General features: G+C 69.5%; 15 protein-coding genes. All 15 read right to left on the reverse strand.

Annotated elements, in window-relative coordinates:
* Positions 1-35: 35 nt before the first annotated feature.
* The gene (locus ALSL_RS04180; protein WP_126536725.1) at positions 36-404 is read right to left on the reverse strand and encodes a PilZ domain-containing protein; all 369 of its coding nucleotides are present in this window, start codon (positions 402-404) and stop codon (positions 36-38) included.
* Entirely contained in the window at positions 394-2619 is a 2226-nt protein-coding gene (locus ALSL_RS04185) for a DUF1631 family protein (protein ID WP_231700289.1), read from the reverse strand. Before ALSL_RS04185 ends, ALSL_RS04180 begins: the two co-directional genes overlap by 11 nt.
* A gap of 97 nt (positions 2620-2716) precedes the next feature.
* The gene (gene hemW, locus ALSL_RS04190; RefSeq protein ID WP_126536729.1) at positions 2717-3880 is read right to left on the reverse strand and encodes a radical SAM family heme chaperone HemW; all 1164 of its coding nucleotides are present in this window, start codon (positions 3878-3880) and stop codon (positions 2717-2719) included.
* Positions 3881-4061: 181 nt separating this feature from the next.
* On the reverse strand, positions 4062-4475 hold the full coding sequence (locus ALSL_RS04195) for a DUF6326 family protein (RefSeq protein WP_126536731.1): 414 nt from the start codon (positions 4473-4475) through the stop codon (positions 4062-4064).
* A gap of 77 nt (positions 4476-4552) precedes the next feature.
* On the reverse strand, positions 4553-5299 hold the full coding sequence (locus tag ALSL_RS04200) for a DUF4386 domain-containing protein (RefSeq protein WP_126536733.1): 747 nt from the start codon (positions 5297-5299) through the stop codon (positions 4553-4555).
* 58 nt (positions 5300-5357) lie between these two features.
* Entirely contained in the window at positions 5358-6074 is a 717-nt protein-coding gene (locus ALSL_RS04205; RefSeq protein ID WP_126536735.1) for a YggN family protein, read from the reverse strand.
* Between the two features lie 24 nt (positions 6075-6098).
* Positions 6099-7067 (reverse strand): ABC-2 transporter permease, encoded by a 969-nt coding sequence (locus tag ALSL_RS04210; protein ID WP_126536737.1) that lies wholly within the window; start codon positions 7065-7067, stop codon positions 6099-6101.
* A complete protein-coding gene (locus tag ALSL_RS04215) occupies positions 7064-7921 on the reverse strand; it encodes an ABC transporter ATP-binding protein (protein WP_126536739.1) in 858 nt (285 codons plus the stop codon). Before ALSL_RS04215 ends, ALSL_RS04210 begins: the two co-directional genes overlap by 4 nt.
* Positions 7918-8286, reverse strand: coding sequence for a GntR family transcriptional regulator (locus tag ALSL_RS04220; RefSeq protein ID WP_126536741.1), 369 nt, complete (start codon positions 8284-8286; stop codon positions 7918-7920). Before ALSL_RS04220 ends, ALSL_RS04215 begins: the two co-directional genes overlap by 4 nt.
* 3 nt (positions 8287-8289) lie before the next feature.
* The gene (locus ALSL_RS04225) at positions 8290-8622 is read right to left on the reverse strand and encodes a hypothetical protein (RefSeq protein ID WP_126536743.1); all 333 of its coding nucleotides are present in this window, start codon (positions 8620-8622) and stop codon (positions 8290-8292) included.
* A gap of 81 nt (positions 8623-8703) precedes the next feature.
* Positions 8704-10392, reverse strand: coding sequence for an amidohydrolase (locus tag ALSL_RS04230; RefSeq protein WP_126536745.1), 1689 nt, complete (start codon positions 10390-10392; stop codon positions 8704-8706).
* A 70-nt stretch (positions 10393-10462) separates the two neighbouring features.
* Positions 10463-12010, reverse strand: a complete 1548-nt coding sequence (locus ALSL_RS04235; protein WP_126536747.1) for an alpha-amylase family glycosyl hydrolase — start codon at positions 12008-12010, stop codon at positions 10463-10465.
* A gap of 26 nt (positions 12011-12036) precedes the next feature.
* A complete protein-coding gene (locus ALSL_RS04240) occupies positions 12037-13596 on the reverse strand; it encodes a tryptophan halogenase family protein (protein WP_231700290.1) in 1560 nt (519 codons plus the stop codon).
* Positions 13597-13641: 45 nt separating this feature from the next.
* Entirely contained in the window at positions 13642-13833 is a 192-nt protein-coding gene (locus ALSL_RS04245; protein WP_126536749.1) for a YbdD/YjiX family protein, read from the reverse strand.
* Between the two features lie 8 nt (positions 13834-13841).
* Positions 13842-15923 (reverse strand): carbon starvation CstA family protein, encoded by a 2082-nt coding sequence (locus ALSL_RS04250; RefSeq protein ID WP_126536751.1) that lies wholly within the window; start codon positions 15921-15923, stop codon positions 13842-13844.
* Positions 15924-16023: the final 100 nt, after the last annotated feature.

Genomic DNA, 16023 nt, shown 5'->3' on the forward strand with positions numbered 1-16023 from the left:
CACGCAAAACCCGTACATGTTAGCCGATCGGCCTTTCAGCCGGAGGTGGCCTCCGTGGCCGCTTGACCGCCGGGGAGGGCAAGCCAGGCCTGCAGCCGGGCCTGGTCCTCCTCCGTGATGGCGATGATGCGGTAGCCGCTCCAGCTCAGGCCGGTGCCGACATTGCAGTCGTGCCAGAGCGCCTGCACGCCGACCTCGATGTACTGCGGCGGCCGGCCGGGATCCGGCAGGGGCACGTGGAACTGGTAGATGGCCTCCTCCCGGGGCGGCTCCGGACCGATGATCAACATGCCGGTCGCGGAGAGGTTGCCCAGGCGTCCGCGCGGTTTGCCGTCCATGAGGTCGATGACCAGGGCGGGGTCGTGCACGAGCTTGCGGGGCGCGCGGCGCTGCTCAGGACGCATGGGAGGGCTCGCCTGGATCGCCGGATCGGCGCAACTGACGGCCGAGCGCCCGCCAGGCGCGGTCGAGCAGGCTCCCGGCCTCGCCATCGAGCCGCCGGACCTGGCCGCGGACCATGTCGCGGGCGAGCTGCAGCAGGGTGATCTCCTCGGCGCGCTGCCCGCGGCGGGTGACGAACAAGCCGTTGCCGGACATGGGCGAATACCACGCGAGCTTGCGCTGGCTCACGGCGCCGCTCTTGGCGTCGATGATTTCGAACCAGGTGCCGAACGGCAACGTTTGCAGCTGTGCGAGTACCTGGCGTTCCTCATCGGTGGCTTCCGCCACCGGCGATGGCGTGACGACCGGCGCCGCGGCAGCCGGCGCCGCGGTTGACGTAGCCGGCGGCGGCGATGGTTCCCGGTCGCGTTTCTGTCGCTGCTGCCGCAGCCGCAAGGCAAGCCCGCTCACGCCCGCCGGCCCGGTGGATGCGGCTTCGGCGGCGCCGGTCAGGCGCTGGGCGACCTGCAAGGCTTCCTCGCCGTGCATGCCGATTTGCTGCAGGGCCGTGCAGACTTCCGATTGCAATCGCCGCCGGTCGCCCAGCGGTAGCCGGCCGAGCAGCTGGTCGGTGATGACGAGCTGGGTAGCGAAGAGCTCGCTCTGCTCGCCGTGGCGCAGCAGGGTCAAGGCCAGTACGTCTGACCAGACGCGTTCCAGCAGCGTGCGCAGCAGGCCGGAAGGCGAAGTCTTGGCGAAGCGATCGGCGATCAGCTCGGCGGCGCGGCGCCGCGCCTGGGCGAGCCGTTCGCGGCCCTGCATGGCCTCGACGTGGCGGCGCTCGGCCGCCTGCGCCTTGCGCTTGAGTTGGGTCAGGTGCTGCTCGATCTCCGCGGTCAGCGCGGCGAACAGCTGGTTGTCTGGCTGCCCCTGTCCGGCACGCTGCACGAGGTGCTGCAGGGCGGTGGCGAGCTGGCGGTCCGCCTCGCTGCCGGCCTGGTCCAGCCAGTCATTGGCCGCTTCCGCCACCGTACCCAAGAGCTGGCGCGCCGGATGCTCGCGCTGTTCGAAGAATTGCCGGTCGGTGATCGCCGCGCGCAGCAGCGGCAGTTGCAGGCCGCCGAGCAACTGCTGTGCCTGGCCGCCCTGGCGCAGTTGCCGGGCCAGCTGCTCGAAAAGCATGGCGAGCAACTCGACCGCATCGTCCTGCTCGGCACTCAGGCGCCGCGGCGGGCTGCCCGCCGGGCGTGCGGCATTGAGTTGCTGCAGCAATTCGTCGCGCAGGCGACGGGCGCTGCGCAGTTCGCGGCTGACCTGCGTGCTGATCTGGCCCAGATGCTGTTGCAGCGCGGCCAGCGCCGTTTCGAGCTCTTCGCGGGTGGCCACCTGGGCGGTGGTGCTTGCCGGGCTTTTCTCGGCAAGCTGGCGCCGGGCGAGCAGGCTGCGCAGGCCTTCGAGTACGGCTATCGGTGCGCTGGCATCGCCGCCGCGGTCGGCGGCGGCGGTCGCGGTGGGCGGCGCCTCTGCGGCGGGCTCGCCGGGAGGGCTGTCGATTGTCCGTGCCCGCTGCGCGGCCAGCCGGGCCAGCGGCAAGACCCGCAATCCGCGCAGAATCGCGGCCTCGTGCAACTGCGCATCCAGTCGCGCGTGCAACTCCGGCAGGCGTTTCAACAGACCGCTTTCGGCGCAGCGCAGCATCAGCAACAGATGTTCGCCGGACAGATCCAGCGCCTGGCCGGCGTCGCGCCAGACGCCCAGCATGGCGCGCGGACCGACCGGCAGTGCCTCGCCCTCCAGGGGTGGCGAGGCGACCAGGACGGCGAAGCGATAGCCAAGTTCGAGCAGGCCCGGGCCCATGCGGGCCTCGCAGCGCGAGGAGAGCTGGTCCAGCAGCGCGGCGAGCTCCTGCTCGCCGGGGTCGACCAGGCTGAGCGGTTGCTCGAAGGCGTCCTTGCCGGTGCGCGGCGACGCCTGGCCCAGATGATGAAAGTGCTGCACCAGACCGGCCAGGCAATGCCGCAGAAAAGGCTGCCGGCTCTGGATCAGGCGCTGGCGCACGGTGAAGTGGCGTTGCTGGTCCAGGTGATTGCGGGCGCGTTCGGCCTGCTCGAAGAGGCGCCGGTCGAATGCGTCCAGGCTTTGCAGCACGGGTTCCTGCAGCCAGCCCTGGCAGGTCGCCATGAGTTCGGCGAGCAGGCGCTGCGCGCGCGCCGGCCTGGCCAAATCGTGGCTTGCCAACGTCGATGAATTCGCCTGGTCCGCCATGACCATCCCCCGGGCAACTTGTCAAGCAGTCTATGCCCTGCGGCGTGCGGTTGTCAGTGGGACGGATTTTTCAAGCAAGAAACAGGCCGATGAGGTCGTTGAGAAAACGCTGGCCGAGCGCGCTCGCGCGCAGACGCCCGGGATCGCTTTCCAGCCAGCCGCGTCGGCGGGCGGCGGCCAGCGGCGCGGCGATGGCCGCGTCGGCAAGGCCGGTGCGTGCGGAAAATTCCGTGAGCGGCACGCCTTCGAGCAGGCGCAGCGCATTCAGCATGTACTCGGACGGAAGCTCGTCCCTGGGGACATCGGCGTCGCCGCCCAGACGCGCGCCGGTGCCGGCGACCTCCAGGTAGGCCCATGGATGGCGCACTTTCCAGCGACGCCGCACCGCGCCGCGCGCGGCGTCGCTGAGCTTGCCGTGGGCGCCCGCGCCGATGCCGAGGTAATCGCCGAAGTGCCAGTAATTGAGGTTGTGCGTGCAGCGGAAGCCCGGTCGCGCGTAGGCGGAAACCTCGTACTGCGCATAACCGGCGGCGGCCAGCAGCGCCTGGCCGTGTTCCTGCATGTCCCAGGCGGCGTCCTCGTCCGGCAGCGGCGGCGGCCGGGCGGCGAAGGCGGTGTTGGGTTCCAGCGTGAGCTGGTAGTGCGAGATGTGCGTGGGCGCGAGGGCGATGGCGCGTTCCACGTCGGCGAGCGCGCCGGCCAGGGTCTGCGCGGGCAGCGCGTACATGAGGTCGAGATTGATGTCGACGAAGCCCGCGTCCTGCGCCGATTTCACCGCCGTCTCGGCCTCCGCAGCCGAATGGATGCGACCGAGCCGGCGCAGCTTGTCGTCGTCGAAGCTCTGGATGCCGAAGGACAGGCGGTTGATCCCGGCGGCGCGATAGCCGTCGAAACGGCCATGCTCCACCGTGCCGGGATTGGTCTCCAGCGTGATCTCGCAATCGCCGGCGAACGGCAGCTGTCGACGCGCGCCCTCCAGGAAGCGGGCGATGGCCGCCGGCGCGAACAGACTCGGCGTGCCGCCGCCGAAGAACACGCTGACGATCGGCCGGCCGTGCAGCGCCGCGGCGAAATCGCTGCGGTCGGCCGCGAGATCGGCCAGCAGCGCGTCGATATAGGCTTCATAGGGCGGCTCGCCGCGCAGGCCGTGCGAGTTGAAATCACAGTACGGGCATTTCTTCACGCACCAGGGCATGTGCACGTAGAGCGCGAGCGGCGGCGCACGGAGCAGCATGGGTGCATTGTAGCCGGCGGGCCGGCGTGGATACCCGGACGGCCTCAAGCTTGCGCCGTGCGGGCCGCGCCTTCGCGGCGAGGATGGCGGCGGTCGAGCGCCATGCCGCGCGCGGCGTCGCCGTCACCGGGCCGAGGACCCGACGGACGAGCCCCTCAGCCAAGGCGCTACCCATGCCGCTTCATGCGGCCGCATCGGCGCGCGGCCAGCGCCACGCCTGCCAGGCGGCGGTGAGCTGCAGCACGATCTCGACGACGCTCATGGCCTGATAGAACAGCCACGTGCCGGGCATGAGCAGGATCAGGATGGCGGTATAGGCGAGCCCGAGCACGATGTTGAGCCAGCGGCTCGGCGCCGGTTTCAGCAGCAGCGACAGGGCCGGCATCAGGCAGGCGCCGATGGTCATCGCCATGTAGCCGAGCAGCATGCCTTGCGTGGCCGGCCTGTCGAGCATGGACTTCAAGGTGCCGGGTACGTACAGGTTGAAGTAGTCGTTGTAGAGATAGCAGACCATCACCGACGTCCACAGTCCGGCCAGTTTCAGTTTCACCGGCACCTTGAAGTCTTCGAGCCGTCGTGTCGTCGTTGCATGCATGGGGCAGGTTCCATCGATGGGAGAAAATCAAGGCAGGCAGAACGCGGCGCTGGTTTCGCCGGTCCGCAAGCGGCGGGTCAGGTTCGCTTGACTGCGGTTGGATGGTGGCGCCGGAAGCCGGGCCGCGCGCCCAGCACCAGCAACCAGAGCATGAACAGCACTTCCACCAACTGCAGCGGGCCGAGCACGCTGGAAAGCGTGTCCTGCCAGGCCGGCAGCAAGGCCCAGGCCAGACTCTGCATCACATAGGCCAGGCCGTTGAGGATCAGCCCGTAGCCGAACAGGCGCGGCAGGAAGCCCGAGCGCAGCACCAGCAGCGCCAGCGGAAACAGCCACAGTCCCCACGCCAGCTCGGCGATCGCGATGGCCTGTCCGTGCAGGCGCAGGAACAGCGCGGCGAGCGCGGTGCGTTGCCCGGGCTCGAATGCGGCCAGCGCGTCCGCGCCGTGGATCAGCAGCAGGACGGCGGCGTCGTTGAGCACGTTGACGAAATACAGCGCCGGCACCAGCGCGCCGCCGAGCAGCAGCATGGCGATGCCGCGCCAGCGATCCACCTCGCCGAGCAGGCGGAACAGCGCCAGCACGACGCAGGCCTGCAGCGTGCCGCAGGCGAGATCGGTGGCAAGCCCGAACCGGAACTGTGTCTCGTGCGCGGCGATGTGGCCGAGGGTGGCGGCCGCGTCGCCTTCCACGAACAAGCTGTTCGGCAGGTAGATCAGCCGATACGGCGCGATCAGCACCACCAGCAGATAGAGCAGGCCGGCCGTGCGTGCGTGCCGGTTGCGCGCCGCGACTCCGTCCGCCGCTTGCAGGGCGCGGGCCATCTCCTGGCCAATCATGCGCGCCGGCCTGTGGCGCGATCACTCGGGGCGTGTCGAGAGGTCACGTCCTCGTCTCCTCCGGAGGCCGGCTGGCCGTATGGGTATGCTTGCCGCAGTCCTCGACGTCCTGCTGCGTCATCGTCGCGTAGGGCCTGAAGGCGGGCAGCGCCGCGGCGAGCTTCTGCTGTGCGGCGAGCAGGTCGGGCAGGCGCCGGCACAGGCCCGCGGCGGTGGCCTGGATGCGGTCGGTCTGCGGCTTGATCGCGGCCTCGACGTCCTTGTCGCTCTTGCCGGTGAAGACCGCCCAGACCGCTTCCTTGGCCGCACGCATGCCGAGGTCGGCGGCATGGGTGCCGATGTCCATGCCGGCTTCGGCGATGCCGATGATCTGCCGGCGATAGTCGAGCAGCAGCGCGCGCTGCTCCGGTGTCGTGGCGACCTGCTTGCCCGCGACCAGGAAGTCGCCCTGCGGCGTGATCTCGGCCTTGGCGCGCGCGTGGTCTTCATCGTCGAAGACGGCGACGCCATGGCCATGGCCGCCGAAGTGCAGCCGACCCACCTCGATGTTTTTGCTTTCCAGCTCGCGTTTGGCCTCGTCCATGGCCTGCTGGATTTCGCCGGAGATCCTTTCGCGCAGGGCGCTCTTGTCGCTGGCGTCGCTGGCGGCAGCGGTCGAGGCGGAAGCCGGGCCGGCGCGGTGATCGGCATCGGACCGGCTGCATGCGGCCAGCGGCAGCAGCAGGCCGCCAGCGAGGGTGATCAGCAGCAAGGATTTCATGGGTTCTCCCTGGGAAAAGTGGCGTCAACTGTCGTCGCGCACGCGACGGAACCCGATGGCGGCGGCGACCAGCACGATGCCCACGGCGACGCCGATCCACAGTTCGGTCGAGCCGAGCAGCCGGTAGCTCGTGGAAAGATCGAGGAAGGCCAGCTTGTCGCCCGCCGTCGCCGATGGGTCGATGTTGATGCGTTCGGCGCCGAACACGATCGCCGAGCCGGGGAACACGCTGCCCAGCGCGCGCAGCACCACGTGGCTCCAGAACCAGCCGGTCGGCCGATCGAACAGGCCCATCAGCCTGAACCAGCTCACCAGCACGCCGGTCACGATCGGCAACAACACGGCCCACAGGAACGGCTTGCTGCGCGCCCATGCCGAGCAGAGCAGCAGCCAGCCGACCGCTGGCGCGGCCCACAAGGCATGGAGCGGAATCGATCCGATCAGGTTCGCGGCGACCTTGAACGGATGCGCCAGCAGCAGCAATCGCCAGGCGTTGATGCCGTGGAACGACAGCACCAGCGCGATCAGCAGCAACTGCAGCAGACCGGCGATCACGCCGACCACGATGGCGATCAGCGGCGCCACCAGCATGGCGCTGACCAGCTTGGACAACACCGTCTGCGTGTCGGAGATCGGCAGCGATTTCCAGAACAGGATGCTGCGGTCGTGGCGGTCGTTGTACAGCGCACCCAGGCAGTAGAACAGCACCACGAAGCCGAGCACCAGCGCGATCATGCCGCTGACCGAAACCATGCTGACGTCGAGCACCGTGCCCACCTTGTCGAGGTCGCCGGCGTCCATGGCCGCGATCAGCCGCTGCAGGCCGTCGCCGCTGCCGACCTGCATGCCGTGGCGCGCGCCGAGCACCTCGGCGGCGATCACGCCCATCAGGTTGAGCAGCAGGAACACGCCGCCGGTGACGACCGGCGCCCACAGGAACGAGCCGCGGTTTTCCCAGAACTCGCGCTTGAGCAACCAGTAGAACGTCTTCATGCGTAGGTTCCCTTCATGGTGGCGACGAACAGGTCGCTGACGGATGGCCGGCGCACTTCGCCGAGCGCTGCCAGCGTGGCGCGATCGACGCCGTCGAACAGGAAGATGTGCTTGCCGAACACCTGGCGTTCGTCGAGCGGTCCGAGCGCGCGCGCCGCGGCGGCGCGGTCGGCGTTGACCAGCACTTCGGCGAAGCGCGCGCCGAGCGATTCCATGTCGGCATCGAGCACCACGCGGCCGTCGCGGATGAACATGAGGTCGGTGAGGATGTGCTCGATCTCCTCGACCTGGTGCGTGGTGACGATGATGGTCTTGTGCTCGTCGAAATAGTCCTCCAGCAGGCTCTGGTAGAACTGCTTGCGGTAGAGGATGTCCAGGCCCAGCGTCGGCTCGTCCAGCACCAGCAGGCGCGCGTCGATCGCCATCACCAGGGCCAGGTGCAATTGCACGATCATGCCCTTGGACAGCTGCTTGACCTTCTGTTCCGGCACGAGCTTGGTGCGGGCGAGGAAGCGCTCGCACTTGGCGCGGTCGAAACGCGGATGCACGTGGGCGACGAAGTCGACCGCCTCGCGCACGCGGATCCAGTGCGGCAGCACGGCGACGTCGGCGATGAAGCAGACCTGTTCCATCAGCCGGTTGCGCTGGCGGCGCGGATCGCAGCCGAGCACGTCGAGCTCGCCCTCGAAGGGGGTGAGGCCGAGGATGGCCTTGAGCGCGGTGGTCTTGCCGGCGCCGTTGGGGCCGATCAGGCCGACGATGCGGCCGGCTTCGATGCGGAAGCTGACGTCGTCGAGCGCGACCGCATTCTTGTAGCGCTTACGCAGATGCCGGGCGGTCACGATGGCGTTCATCGGCGCGTCTCCTTGGTGTTTTCGTCGAGCAGTGACTGCAGATCGAACCCGAGCCGCTGCAGGCGCGCCTTGAGCGCGGGCCATTCCTCGCGCAGAAACCGCGCGCGTTCCGATGCGAGCAGCGCCTCGCGCGCCCCTTGTTGGACGAACATGCCAAGTCCCCTGCGTTTTTCGACCACGCCCTCGTCCACCAGCGCCTGGTAGGCCTTGGAAACGGTCAGCGGATTGATCTGCATCTCGGCCGCCACCTGCCGGACCGAAGGCAGCGGATCCCCTTCCTTCAGCGACCCGTCGAGAATCATGGCCACCACCTTTTCGTGCAATTGGCGATAGATCGGGGCGCTGTCGTTCCAGGCCGTCACCATGGCTCAGTCCCGGCCGTCGACCCGCAGGAAGCGCGAGCCGAAGGCGTCGTAGGGCATCGCCAGCTGATGGCCGAGCAGCTGCAGCACGTTGCGGCTGGTCTGTGCGGGCCAGAGCGGCGCCACGCTGACCGCGGTGGCCGGCGTCGATTCACCCGCCAGCGCGGCGGCGAGATCGGCGGCGCTGGGGCGCACCATCACCGGCGCGAGTTCGACCACGGCGAGGGTGGCGCGGGCGGGTGCGATGAGCTCCATCCGCGGTGCCGAGCGCAGGGCCGCGAGGCCGACGACGTTCATCAGCACGGCGCCGCCGATGGCGATGAGATGGGTGCGGGTCATGTCCTGGTATCCTATTGATGTGGTGTTGTAGTTAACTATAACACCAATGATGCGAATGTCGGCCATGACTCATGGCAGGGGTCAATGCGCGGGGGTTTGCGTGTCCGCGGGGGCGGCGTACACGCGCCGTCCGCCCAGCCAGGTTTCCAGCACCCGGGTCTGCCAGAGCGCACTGGCGGGGATGGCGAAGAGGTCGCGGTCGACGAGGATGAAGTCGGCCCATTTGCCCGGTTCCAGCGTGCCGCGGACCGCTTCGTCGTGCGCCGCGTAGGCGGCATCCAGGGTGAAGGCGCGCAGCGCCTCGACCAGGGTCATGCGCTGTTCGGGCAGCCAGCCTCCGGGCGGCTGGCCTTGGTGATCCTGCCGGGTCACCGCCGCGTGCAGGCCGAAGAACGGATTGGGCGATTCCACCGGGAAATCCGAGCCGCCGGCGATGCGCGTGCCCTGCTGCAGGAAACTGCGCCAGGCATAGGCTTCCGCCAGCCGCGCCGGACCCAGCCGGAGCTCGGCCATGTGCATGTCCGAGGTGGCATGGGTGGGCTGCATGGAGGCGATCAGGCCGAGGTCGACGAAGCGCGGCCGGTCCGCGGCGGTGACGATCTGCGCGTGCTCGATGCGGTTGCGCAGCGCGCTGGCTTGTGGATGGGTGCGGTAGGCGGCCGCGTAGGCGTCGAGCACCTCGCGGTTGGCACGGTCGCCGATCGCGTGCACGGCCACCTGATAGCCGCGGTCGAAAGCCTTGCCCATCATCGCCACCAGGTCCGCCGGGGCGATGAACAGCAGGCCGCGGTTGCCCGGATCGTCGGCATACGGTTCGAGCAGCGCCGCGCCGCGGCTGCCGAGCGCGCCGTCGGCGAACAGCTTGACCGTGCGCACGTTGAGCCGGTCGTCGGCATAGCCGACCAGCGGGCCGTCCGCGGCGATGGCGTCGAAATCCGCGCCGGTGCCGTGGATCATCGCGTCGATGCGCACGCTGAGCCGGCCGGCATCGGCATATTGCCGGTAGAGCCGATAGGTGGCCAGGTCGATGCCGGCGTCGCCGACTCCGGTCAGTCCCACGCTGGCGAGCTCGGCGAGCGCGCTGTCCAGTGCCGCGGCGAGCTGTGCGGGCGTCGGCGCGGGCACCTTGGCCGCGATCAGCGCGGTGGCGGCATCGACGAATACGCCGGTGGGGTTGCCCTGCGCATCGCGTTCGATGTGGCCGCCGGCCGGGTCGGGCGTGTGCCGGTCGATGCCGGCGGCACGCATGGCCGCGCCGTTGGCCCAGCCGGCGTGGCCGTCGATACGGCTCAGCCAGACCGGCCGGTCGGCCACCGCGGCGTCCAGTTCCTGCGCGGTGGGAAAACGGCCGAGCCGCCAGTTTTCCTGGTTCCAGCCGCCGCCCAGGATCCACGGTGCCTGCGGGTGCTCGGCGGCGTAGCGTTTGACGCGGGCCTGCGCTTCGGCGAGCGAGTGCGTCGCGCCGAGATCGACCTCGGTGCGGGCCAGGCCGAGTCCGAGCACGTGGCCATGGGCGTCGATGAGGCCGGGCAGCAGGGTGCGGCCGTGGCCGTCGATCACCCGCGCCTGGCCCGCGCGCGGCGCGAGCGCGGCCTCGCTGCCGGTGGCGATCACCTTGCCCGCCGCGTCCACCAGCAGGGCGTCGAAACGGCGCAGTCGCCCCTGGCCGTCCAGGGTGTAGCCGTTGACGTGATGAACGAAGAGCCGCTCCGCCAGGGCGGGCGCGGCGAGGAAGATCGACAAGAGCGCAAGGAGGGCGGTGCGGCGCATGGGCGAGTAGGCAATGCAGGTCATCGAAAGCCGAGTGTGACGCCCGTGCGGCGCCCTACGCCAGCGCCGGTCATTCGAGAATCGCGCTGGCGTAGGGCGGCAGGGTCAGTGTGCCGTCGGCAAGGCCGGTGTCCGCCGCGGTCTGGCGCAGCAGCCGGCTGAAGCCGCGGGAAGGATCCAGCGTCATCCGCTTGCTGTGGCCGGAAAGATTGTGCACCACCAGCAGGCGCGTGCCCTCGGCGGCGCGGACGAAGGCCACCAGTTGCGGATCGCCGCTGTCGAAGGCCACGAGATCGCCGTGGCGCAGTGCCGGCAGCTCGGCACGCCAGTGGATGAGCAGGCGATAGCGGTTGAGCAGGGAGTTGGGGTCGGCCTCTTCGGCTTCCACCGAGACCTGCGGGCTGGTGTTGGCGGTCAGCCGCTTCCAGCGGCTCTCGCCGGGCGCGTCGGTGCGGCGGTTCCAGCGCATCGGCTCGCGCAGGTCGGGATCCGGTTTGCGGCCCTCCAGGCCGAGTTCCTCGCCGTAATAGACGTACGGCTCGCCGGGCAGGGTCATCAGCAGCGCCGTGGCCACCCGCGCATGGCCGGCGTGGCCGCGCAGCTGGGTCATCACCCGGGTCTGGTCGTGGTTGGACAGAAAGGTGGCATCGCCCGCCGGACGGCCGGCGGCGGCGTAGGCGGCGGCTACCGGCACGGCCTGGGCGAGGATGCCGCGGTCGCGTTCCTGCTTGACGCTTTCCAGCAGCCGGGTGGCGAGCGGGAAGTCGAAGATCGCATCGAGCGGTCCCAGGTGGGCGGGCAGCTGGGCGAGCGTGGCTTCGGTCGCCTCGCCGACCAGATAGGCGTGCGGGCGGGCCGGTTCGATGCCGTCGCGGAACTCGCGCCACCAGCGCACGTTGGCGACGGCGACGTTGGGGTCGCCGCGCTGGGCGGCGAAGTCGAAATAGATGTGCTGGGCGGCGTCCAGGCGATAGCCGTCCACGCCCTGTTCGAGCCAATGGCGGCCGATGCGGATCATCTTGGTGCGCACCGCCGGGGTGTCGTAATTGAGATCCGGCATCTCGGCGGTGAACACGCCGAGGTAGTGCTGGCCGTCCAGCGCATGCCAGGCCGGGCCGCCGGTGGCGCTGCGCGCCTTGAGGTCGGTGCCCGGGCCGGCCCAGACGTACCAGGCGTGGTGCGGGTCGCTCGTGTCGCGCGCAGCCTGGAACCAGGGGTGCCGGCTGCTGGTGTGGTTGGCCACGAAGTCGATGATCACCCGCATGCCGCGCCGGTGCGCCTCGGCGAGCAGGCGCTGGAAGTCCTCCTCGCTGCCGTATTGCGGGTTGATCGACTCGTAGTCGGTGACGTCGTAGCCGTGGTAGCTCGGCGAGGGATGGATCGGCAGCAGCCAGAGACCGTCCACGCCGAGCGACTGCAGATAGTCCAGCCGCGCGGTGACGCCGTTCAGGTCGCCGATGCCGTCGCCGTTGGAGTCGGCGAAGGCGCGCACGAAGATCTCGTACCAGACGCCAGAGCCGGTGGTGGCCGCAGGCGCCGGCGGCGACGTCTGCGCTCCACACACGCCGGCGCAGAGGGCCGCGAGCAGGGCGATGGCGGCAAGCAGGGAACGGGGCATCGGGTAATCCTCGAGAGGCAGGCTTTTCAGTTCAGCATACCGGCGCCGGTGCCGGCGGCGCAGTGGTCGGCGATGAAGCGCTCGTGCGCCGGCATGTCGGCGATGGCGCGGGCGATCAGCGTGCGCAGATCGGCGAGGAAGCCATCGAACTGCGGGCCGGGCAGGGTGTCGGCGAGCGCGGGATAAGCGTGCGGCACGATGCCCTGGCCCAGCATCACCTGCAGCCAGCTGCCTTCGGTGAAGAGTTCCTCGCCCTCGCGCACGATGCGGCCGCCGGCGCGGAACAGCGCGATCTTGTGTGCGAGGCTGGCTGGCATCGGCAAGGCCGCGCAATCGCGCCAGAACGGCGTGTCGCGGCGTTCGGTGGCGCGGTAGTGCAGGATCAGGAAATCGCGGATGCGCTCGTATTCGAAGCGGGTCTGGCGGTTGTATTCCTCGCGCAAGGCCGGTGCGCAGGCGCGGTCCGGCAGCAGCGCGAGCAGCCGGCCGAGGCCCGACTGCACGAGGTGGATGCTGGTCGATTCCAAGGGCTCCAGGAAGCCGCTGGCCAGGCCGAGCGCGATGCAGTTATGGCTCCAGAAGCGCTTGCGCACGCCGGCGGTGAAGCGCAGCGGGCGCGGCTCGGCGAGCGGCTCGCCTTCCAGGTTGGACAGCAGCATCGCGCAAGCCTCGTCATCGCTGAGGTAGCGGCTGCAATAGACATGGCCGTTGCCTTCGCGATGCTGCAGCGGAATACGCCACTGCCAACCGGCCGATCGTGCCAGCGCCTGGGTGTAGGGGCGCATCGGGCCTTGGCGGGCGCTCGGTACCGCCAGTGCGCGGTCGCAGGGCAGCCAGTGGGACCAGTCCTCGTAGCCGGCCTCGAGCGCGCCTTCGATCAGCAGGCCGCGGAAACCCGAGCAGTCGATGAAGAGGTCGCCTTCGATGCGGCGACCGTCGCGCAGGTGCACCGCCGCGATGAAGCCGTCCGCGGCGCGCCGTTCGACTTCGATCACCGTGCCCTCGACCGCCTCGACCACGCGGCCGTCGCAATGCCGACGCAGGTGGCGCGCATACAGACCGGCGTCGAAATGGTAGGCGTAACGCAGGCCGGAAAGCGGACTCGTGCCGATGCGCTGGCGGCGGTCGAAGCGTCGCGCCTCGCAGGCCTGGGCGTTGAGCGCATAGGCCCACAGATCCGCTGCGTCGGGCCGGCTGCGATCGCGCAGCCAGTAGGCATGGAACGGCAGCAACCCGAGCGGCGCGCCGATCTCGCCGAAGGCGTGATAGTAGGCGTGGCCGATCCGGTGCCAGTCGCAAAACTGGATGCCGAGCTTGAAGGTGCCCTGCACCGCGCGCAGGAGCTCGTCCTCGTCGATGCCGAGGAAGGTGTTGATGAGGCGGATTTGCGGAATGGTCGCCTCGCCGACGCCGACGGTGCCGATCTCCGGCGATTCGACCAGCACGATCCGCACCTGGCGGCCCAGCGCGCGCGCCAGCAGTGCGGCGCTGATCCAGCCGGCGGTGCCGCCGCCGACGATCACCACGCGGCGAAGGCGAAGGTCCTCGGCGCCGTCGCTCATCGGCTCCCCCGTACGTGCGTTCATCGGCGCGATGATACGCAAGATGCCCGGCCGGGCACGATGGAGGCTTCAGCAGCAGCGCCCGCCGGTGCCGCGGTAGCGCGCTTCCTGGCGTTCGCGGAAGAACTCGCGGTAACTCGGGATCGGTCGCTCGGGATGATGCGATTTCAGATGCGCGACGTAGACGTCGTAGTCGGGAATGCCGCAGCACAGCCGGGCGGTCTGCACCGCCCGGCGCCAGAGTCCGAGGATACGTGGCATGGCCATCCTCAGCGGCCTCCGGCCAGGTTGGAGAGCGCGACGTAGGGTTCCTCGTGCGCGGTCGGCTGGTTGGCGCGCCAGGCCTGGACGATCGCGCGCAGGGCGAACGCGGCCATGCTCAGCACCAGCAGCATGAACAAGGCGGTGAGCGCCGCATCGACGCGATTGTTGGTGACGATGCGCTGCATCTCCAGCGTGCTCTTGGCCGGCGCCAGCAGCTTGCCGTCGGCGAGCGCCTGCGCGTACTTGCCCGCCGCCGCGGTGAAGCTGATCGGTCCGGAAAGCTTCTGCCAGCCGGCGGTGAGCGTGCACACCACCAGCCAGATCGCCGGGATGCCCGGCACCCACACGTAGCGCTCGCGCTTGAGCTTGACCACCACCACCGTGCACAGCATCAGCGCGATCGCGGCCAGCATCTGGTTGGCGATGCCGAACAGCGGCCACAGCGTGTTGATGCCGCCCAGCGGATCGACCGCGCCCTGGTAGAGCAGGTAACCCCACAGCGCCACGCAGATCACCGTGGCGAGCAGGTTGCCGGTCCACGATTCGGTCTTCTGCAGCGGCTTGTGCACCAGGCCGGCGATCTCCTGGATCATGAAGCGGCCCACGCGCGTGCCGGCGTCCACCGTGGTCAGGATGAACAGCGCCTCGAACAGGATCGCGTAGTGGTACCAGAACGCCATCATGCTCTCGCCGGGCACCAGCTTGTGCAGCAGTTGCGCCATGCCCACTGCCAGCGTCGGCGCGCCGCCGGCGCGGGACAGGATGCTGCTTTCGCCGATGTCCCTGGCAGTCTGCACGAGCTGGTCGGGCGTCACCACGAAGCCCCATTCGCTGATCGTGCGCGCGGCCTGCTCGACGCTGGTGCCGATCAGCGCGCCGGGCGAATTCATCGCGAAGTACACGCCCGGCTGCAACGCGGCGGCCGCGACCAGCGCCATGATCGCGACGAAGGCCTCCATCAGCATGCCGCCGTAGCCGACCATGCGCGCCTCGCCTTCGTTGGCGAGCAGCTTGGGCGTGGTGCCCGAGGCGATGATCGAATGCCAGCCCGACACCGCGCCGCAGGCGATGGTGATGAACAGGAACGGGAACAGGTGGCCCTGGAACACCGGCCCGGTGCCGTCGATGAAGCGCGTCACCGCGCCCATCTGCAGCGTCGGCGCGGCCAGGAAGATCGCCAGCGCGAGCAGGAAGATGGTGCCGATCTTCAGGAACGTGGAAAGATAGTCGCGCGGCGCCAGCAGCAGCCACACCGGCAGCACCGAGGCGCAGAAGCCATAGGCGATCAGGAGCCACGCCAGTGACTTGGCGTCGAAGTCGAACCACGCCGCGACCGCGGGCGTATCGGCCACGTGCTTGCCATAGCCGATCGCGAGCAGCAGCAGCACCAGGCCGATCAGCGAGACTTCGAGGATGCGCCCGGGCCGCAGCCAGCGCAGGTACACGCCCATCAGCAGCGCGATCGGAATCGTGCAGGCCACGGTGAAGGTGCCCCACGGGCTGTGCGTGAGCGCTTTCACCACCACCAGCGCCAGCACCGCCAGCACGATCATCATCAGCACCAGCACGCCGAACATGGCGATCACGCCGGCGGTGGGGCCGAGCTCGTCGCGCAGCATGTGGCCGAGCGAGCGCGCGTCGCGGCGCACCGACAGGCCGAGCACCATGAAATCCTGCACCGCGCCGGCGAACACCACGCCGACCAGGATCCACAGCGTGCCGGGCAGGTAGCCCATCTGCGCGGCCAGCACCGGGCCGACCAGCGGCCCCGCGCCGGCGATCGCGGCGAAGTGGTGGCCGAACACCACCCACTTGTCGGTCGGCACGTAATCCAGCCCGTCGTTGTGCAGCACCGCGGGCGTGGCGCGGCTCGGATCCATGCGCAGCACCGTGCGTTCGATGAAACGCGCGTAGAAGCGGTAGGCGATGACGAACACCGCGATCGCCGCGGCGACCAGCCAGATCGCGTTGATCGGCTCGCCGCGCCGCAGCGCGACCACGCCCAGGCACCAGGCGCCGACGATGGCGATGGCGGCCCACAGGATCTTGCCCGCCGGACTCGGCGGAACGGCAGTCGTGGCATGCATGGCGAGTTCCTCCTGTTCGACCTCCCAAGAGTCGACCCGCCATGCTGGCGGGGTCAATGCCGGCGGCGCCCTCGCGGCATTAGCCTTTGGTCGAATGCCG

The organism is Aerosticca soli (assembly GCF_003967035.1).
Taxonomy (GTDB): domain Bacteria; phylum Pseudomonadota; class Gammaproteobacteria; order Xanthomonadales; family Rhodanobacteraceae; genus Aerosticca; species Aerosticca soli.

Bases quoted from the DNA above. Each gene is read 5' to 3' on its own strand.
- ALSL_RS04200 (WP_126536733.1), bottom strand. From the start codon at position 5,299: ATGGCCCGCGCCCTGCAAGCGGCGGACGGAGTCGCGGCGCGCAACCGG.
- ALSL_RS04220 (WP_126536741.1), bottom strand. From the start codon at position 8,286: ATGGTGACGGCCTGGAACGACAGCGCCCCGATCTATCGCCAATTGCAC.
- ALSL_RS04215 (WP_126536739.1), bottom strand. From the start codon at position 7,921: ATGAACGCCATCGTGACCGCCCGGCATCTGCGTAAGCGCTACAAGAAT.
- ALSL_RS04245 (WP_126536749.1), bottom strand. From the start codon at position 13,833: ATGCCACGTATCCTCGGACTCTGGCGCCGGGCGGTGCAGACCGCCCGG.
- ALSL_RS04240 (WP_231700290.1), bottom strand. From the start codon at position 13,596: ATGAACGCACGTACGGGGGAGCCGATGAGCGACGGCGCCGAGGACCTT.
- ALSL_RS04250 (WP_126536751.1), bottom strand. From the start codon at position 15,923: ATGCATGCCACGACTGCCGTTCCGCCGAGTCCGGCGGGCAAGATCCTG.
- hemW (WP_126536729.1), bottom strand. From the start codon at position 3,880: ATGCTGCTCCGTGCGCCGCCGCTCGCGCTCTACGTGCACATGCCCTGG.
- ALSL_RS04205 (WP_126536735.1), bottom strand. From the start codon at position 6,074: ATGAAATCCTTGCTGCTGATCACCCTCGCTGGCGGCCTGCTGCTGCCG.
- ALSL_RS04230 (WP_126536745.1), bottom strand. From the start codon at position 10,392: ATGCGCCGCACCGCCCTCCTTGCGCTCTTGTCGATCTTCCTCGCCGCG.
- ALSL_RS04225 (WP_126536743.1), bottom strand. From the start codon at position 8,622: ATGACCCGCACCCATCTCATCGCCATCGGCGGCGCCGTGCTGATGAAC.
- ALSL_RS04195 (WP_126536731.1), bottom strand. From the start codon at position 4,475: ATGCATGCAACGACGACACGACGGCTCGAAGACTTCAAGGTGCCGGTG.
- ALSL_RS04210 (WP_126536737.1), bottom strand. From the start codon at position 7,067: ATGAAGACGTTCTACTGGTTGCTCAAGCGCGAGTTCTGGGAAAACCGC.
- ALSL_RS04235 (WP_126536747.1), bottom strand. From the start codon at position 12,010: ATGCCCCGTTCCCTGCTTGCCGCCATCGCCCTGCTCGCGGCCCTCTGC.
- ALSL_RS04180 (WP_126536725.1), bottom strand. From the start codon at position 404: ATGCGTCCTGAGCAGCGCCGCGCGCCCCGCAAGCTCGTGCACGACCCC.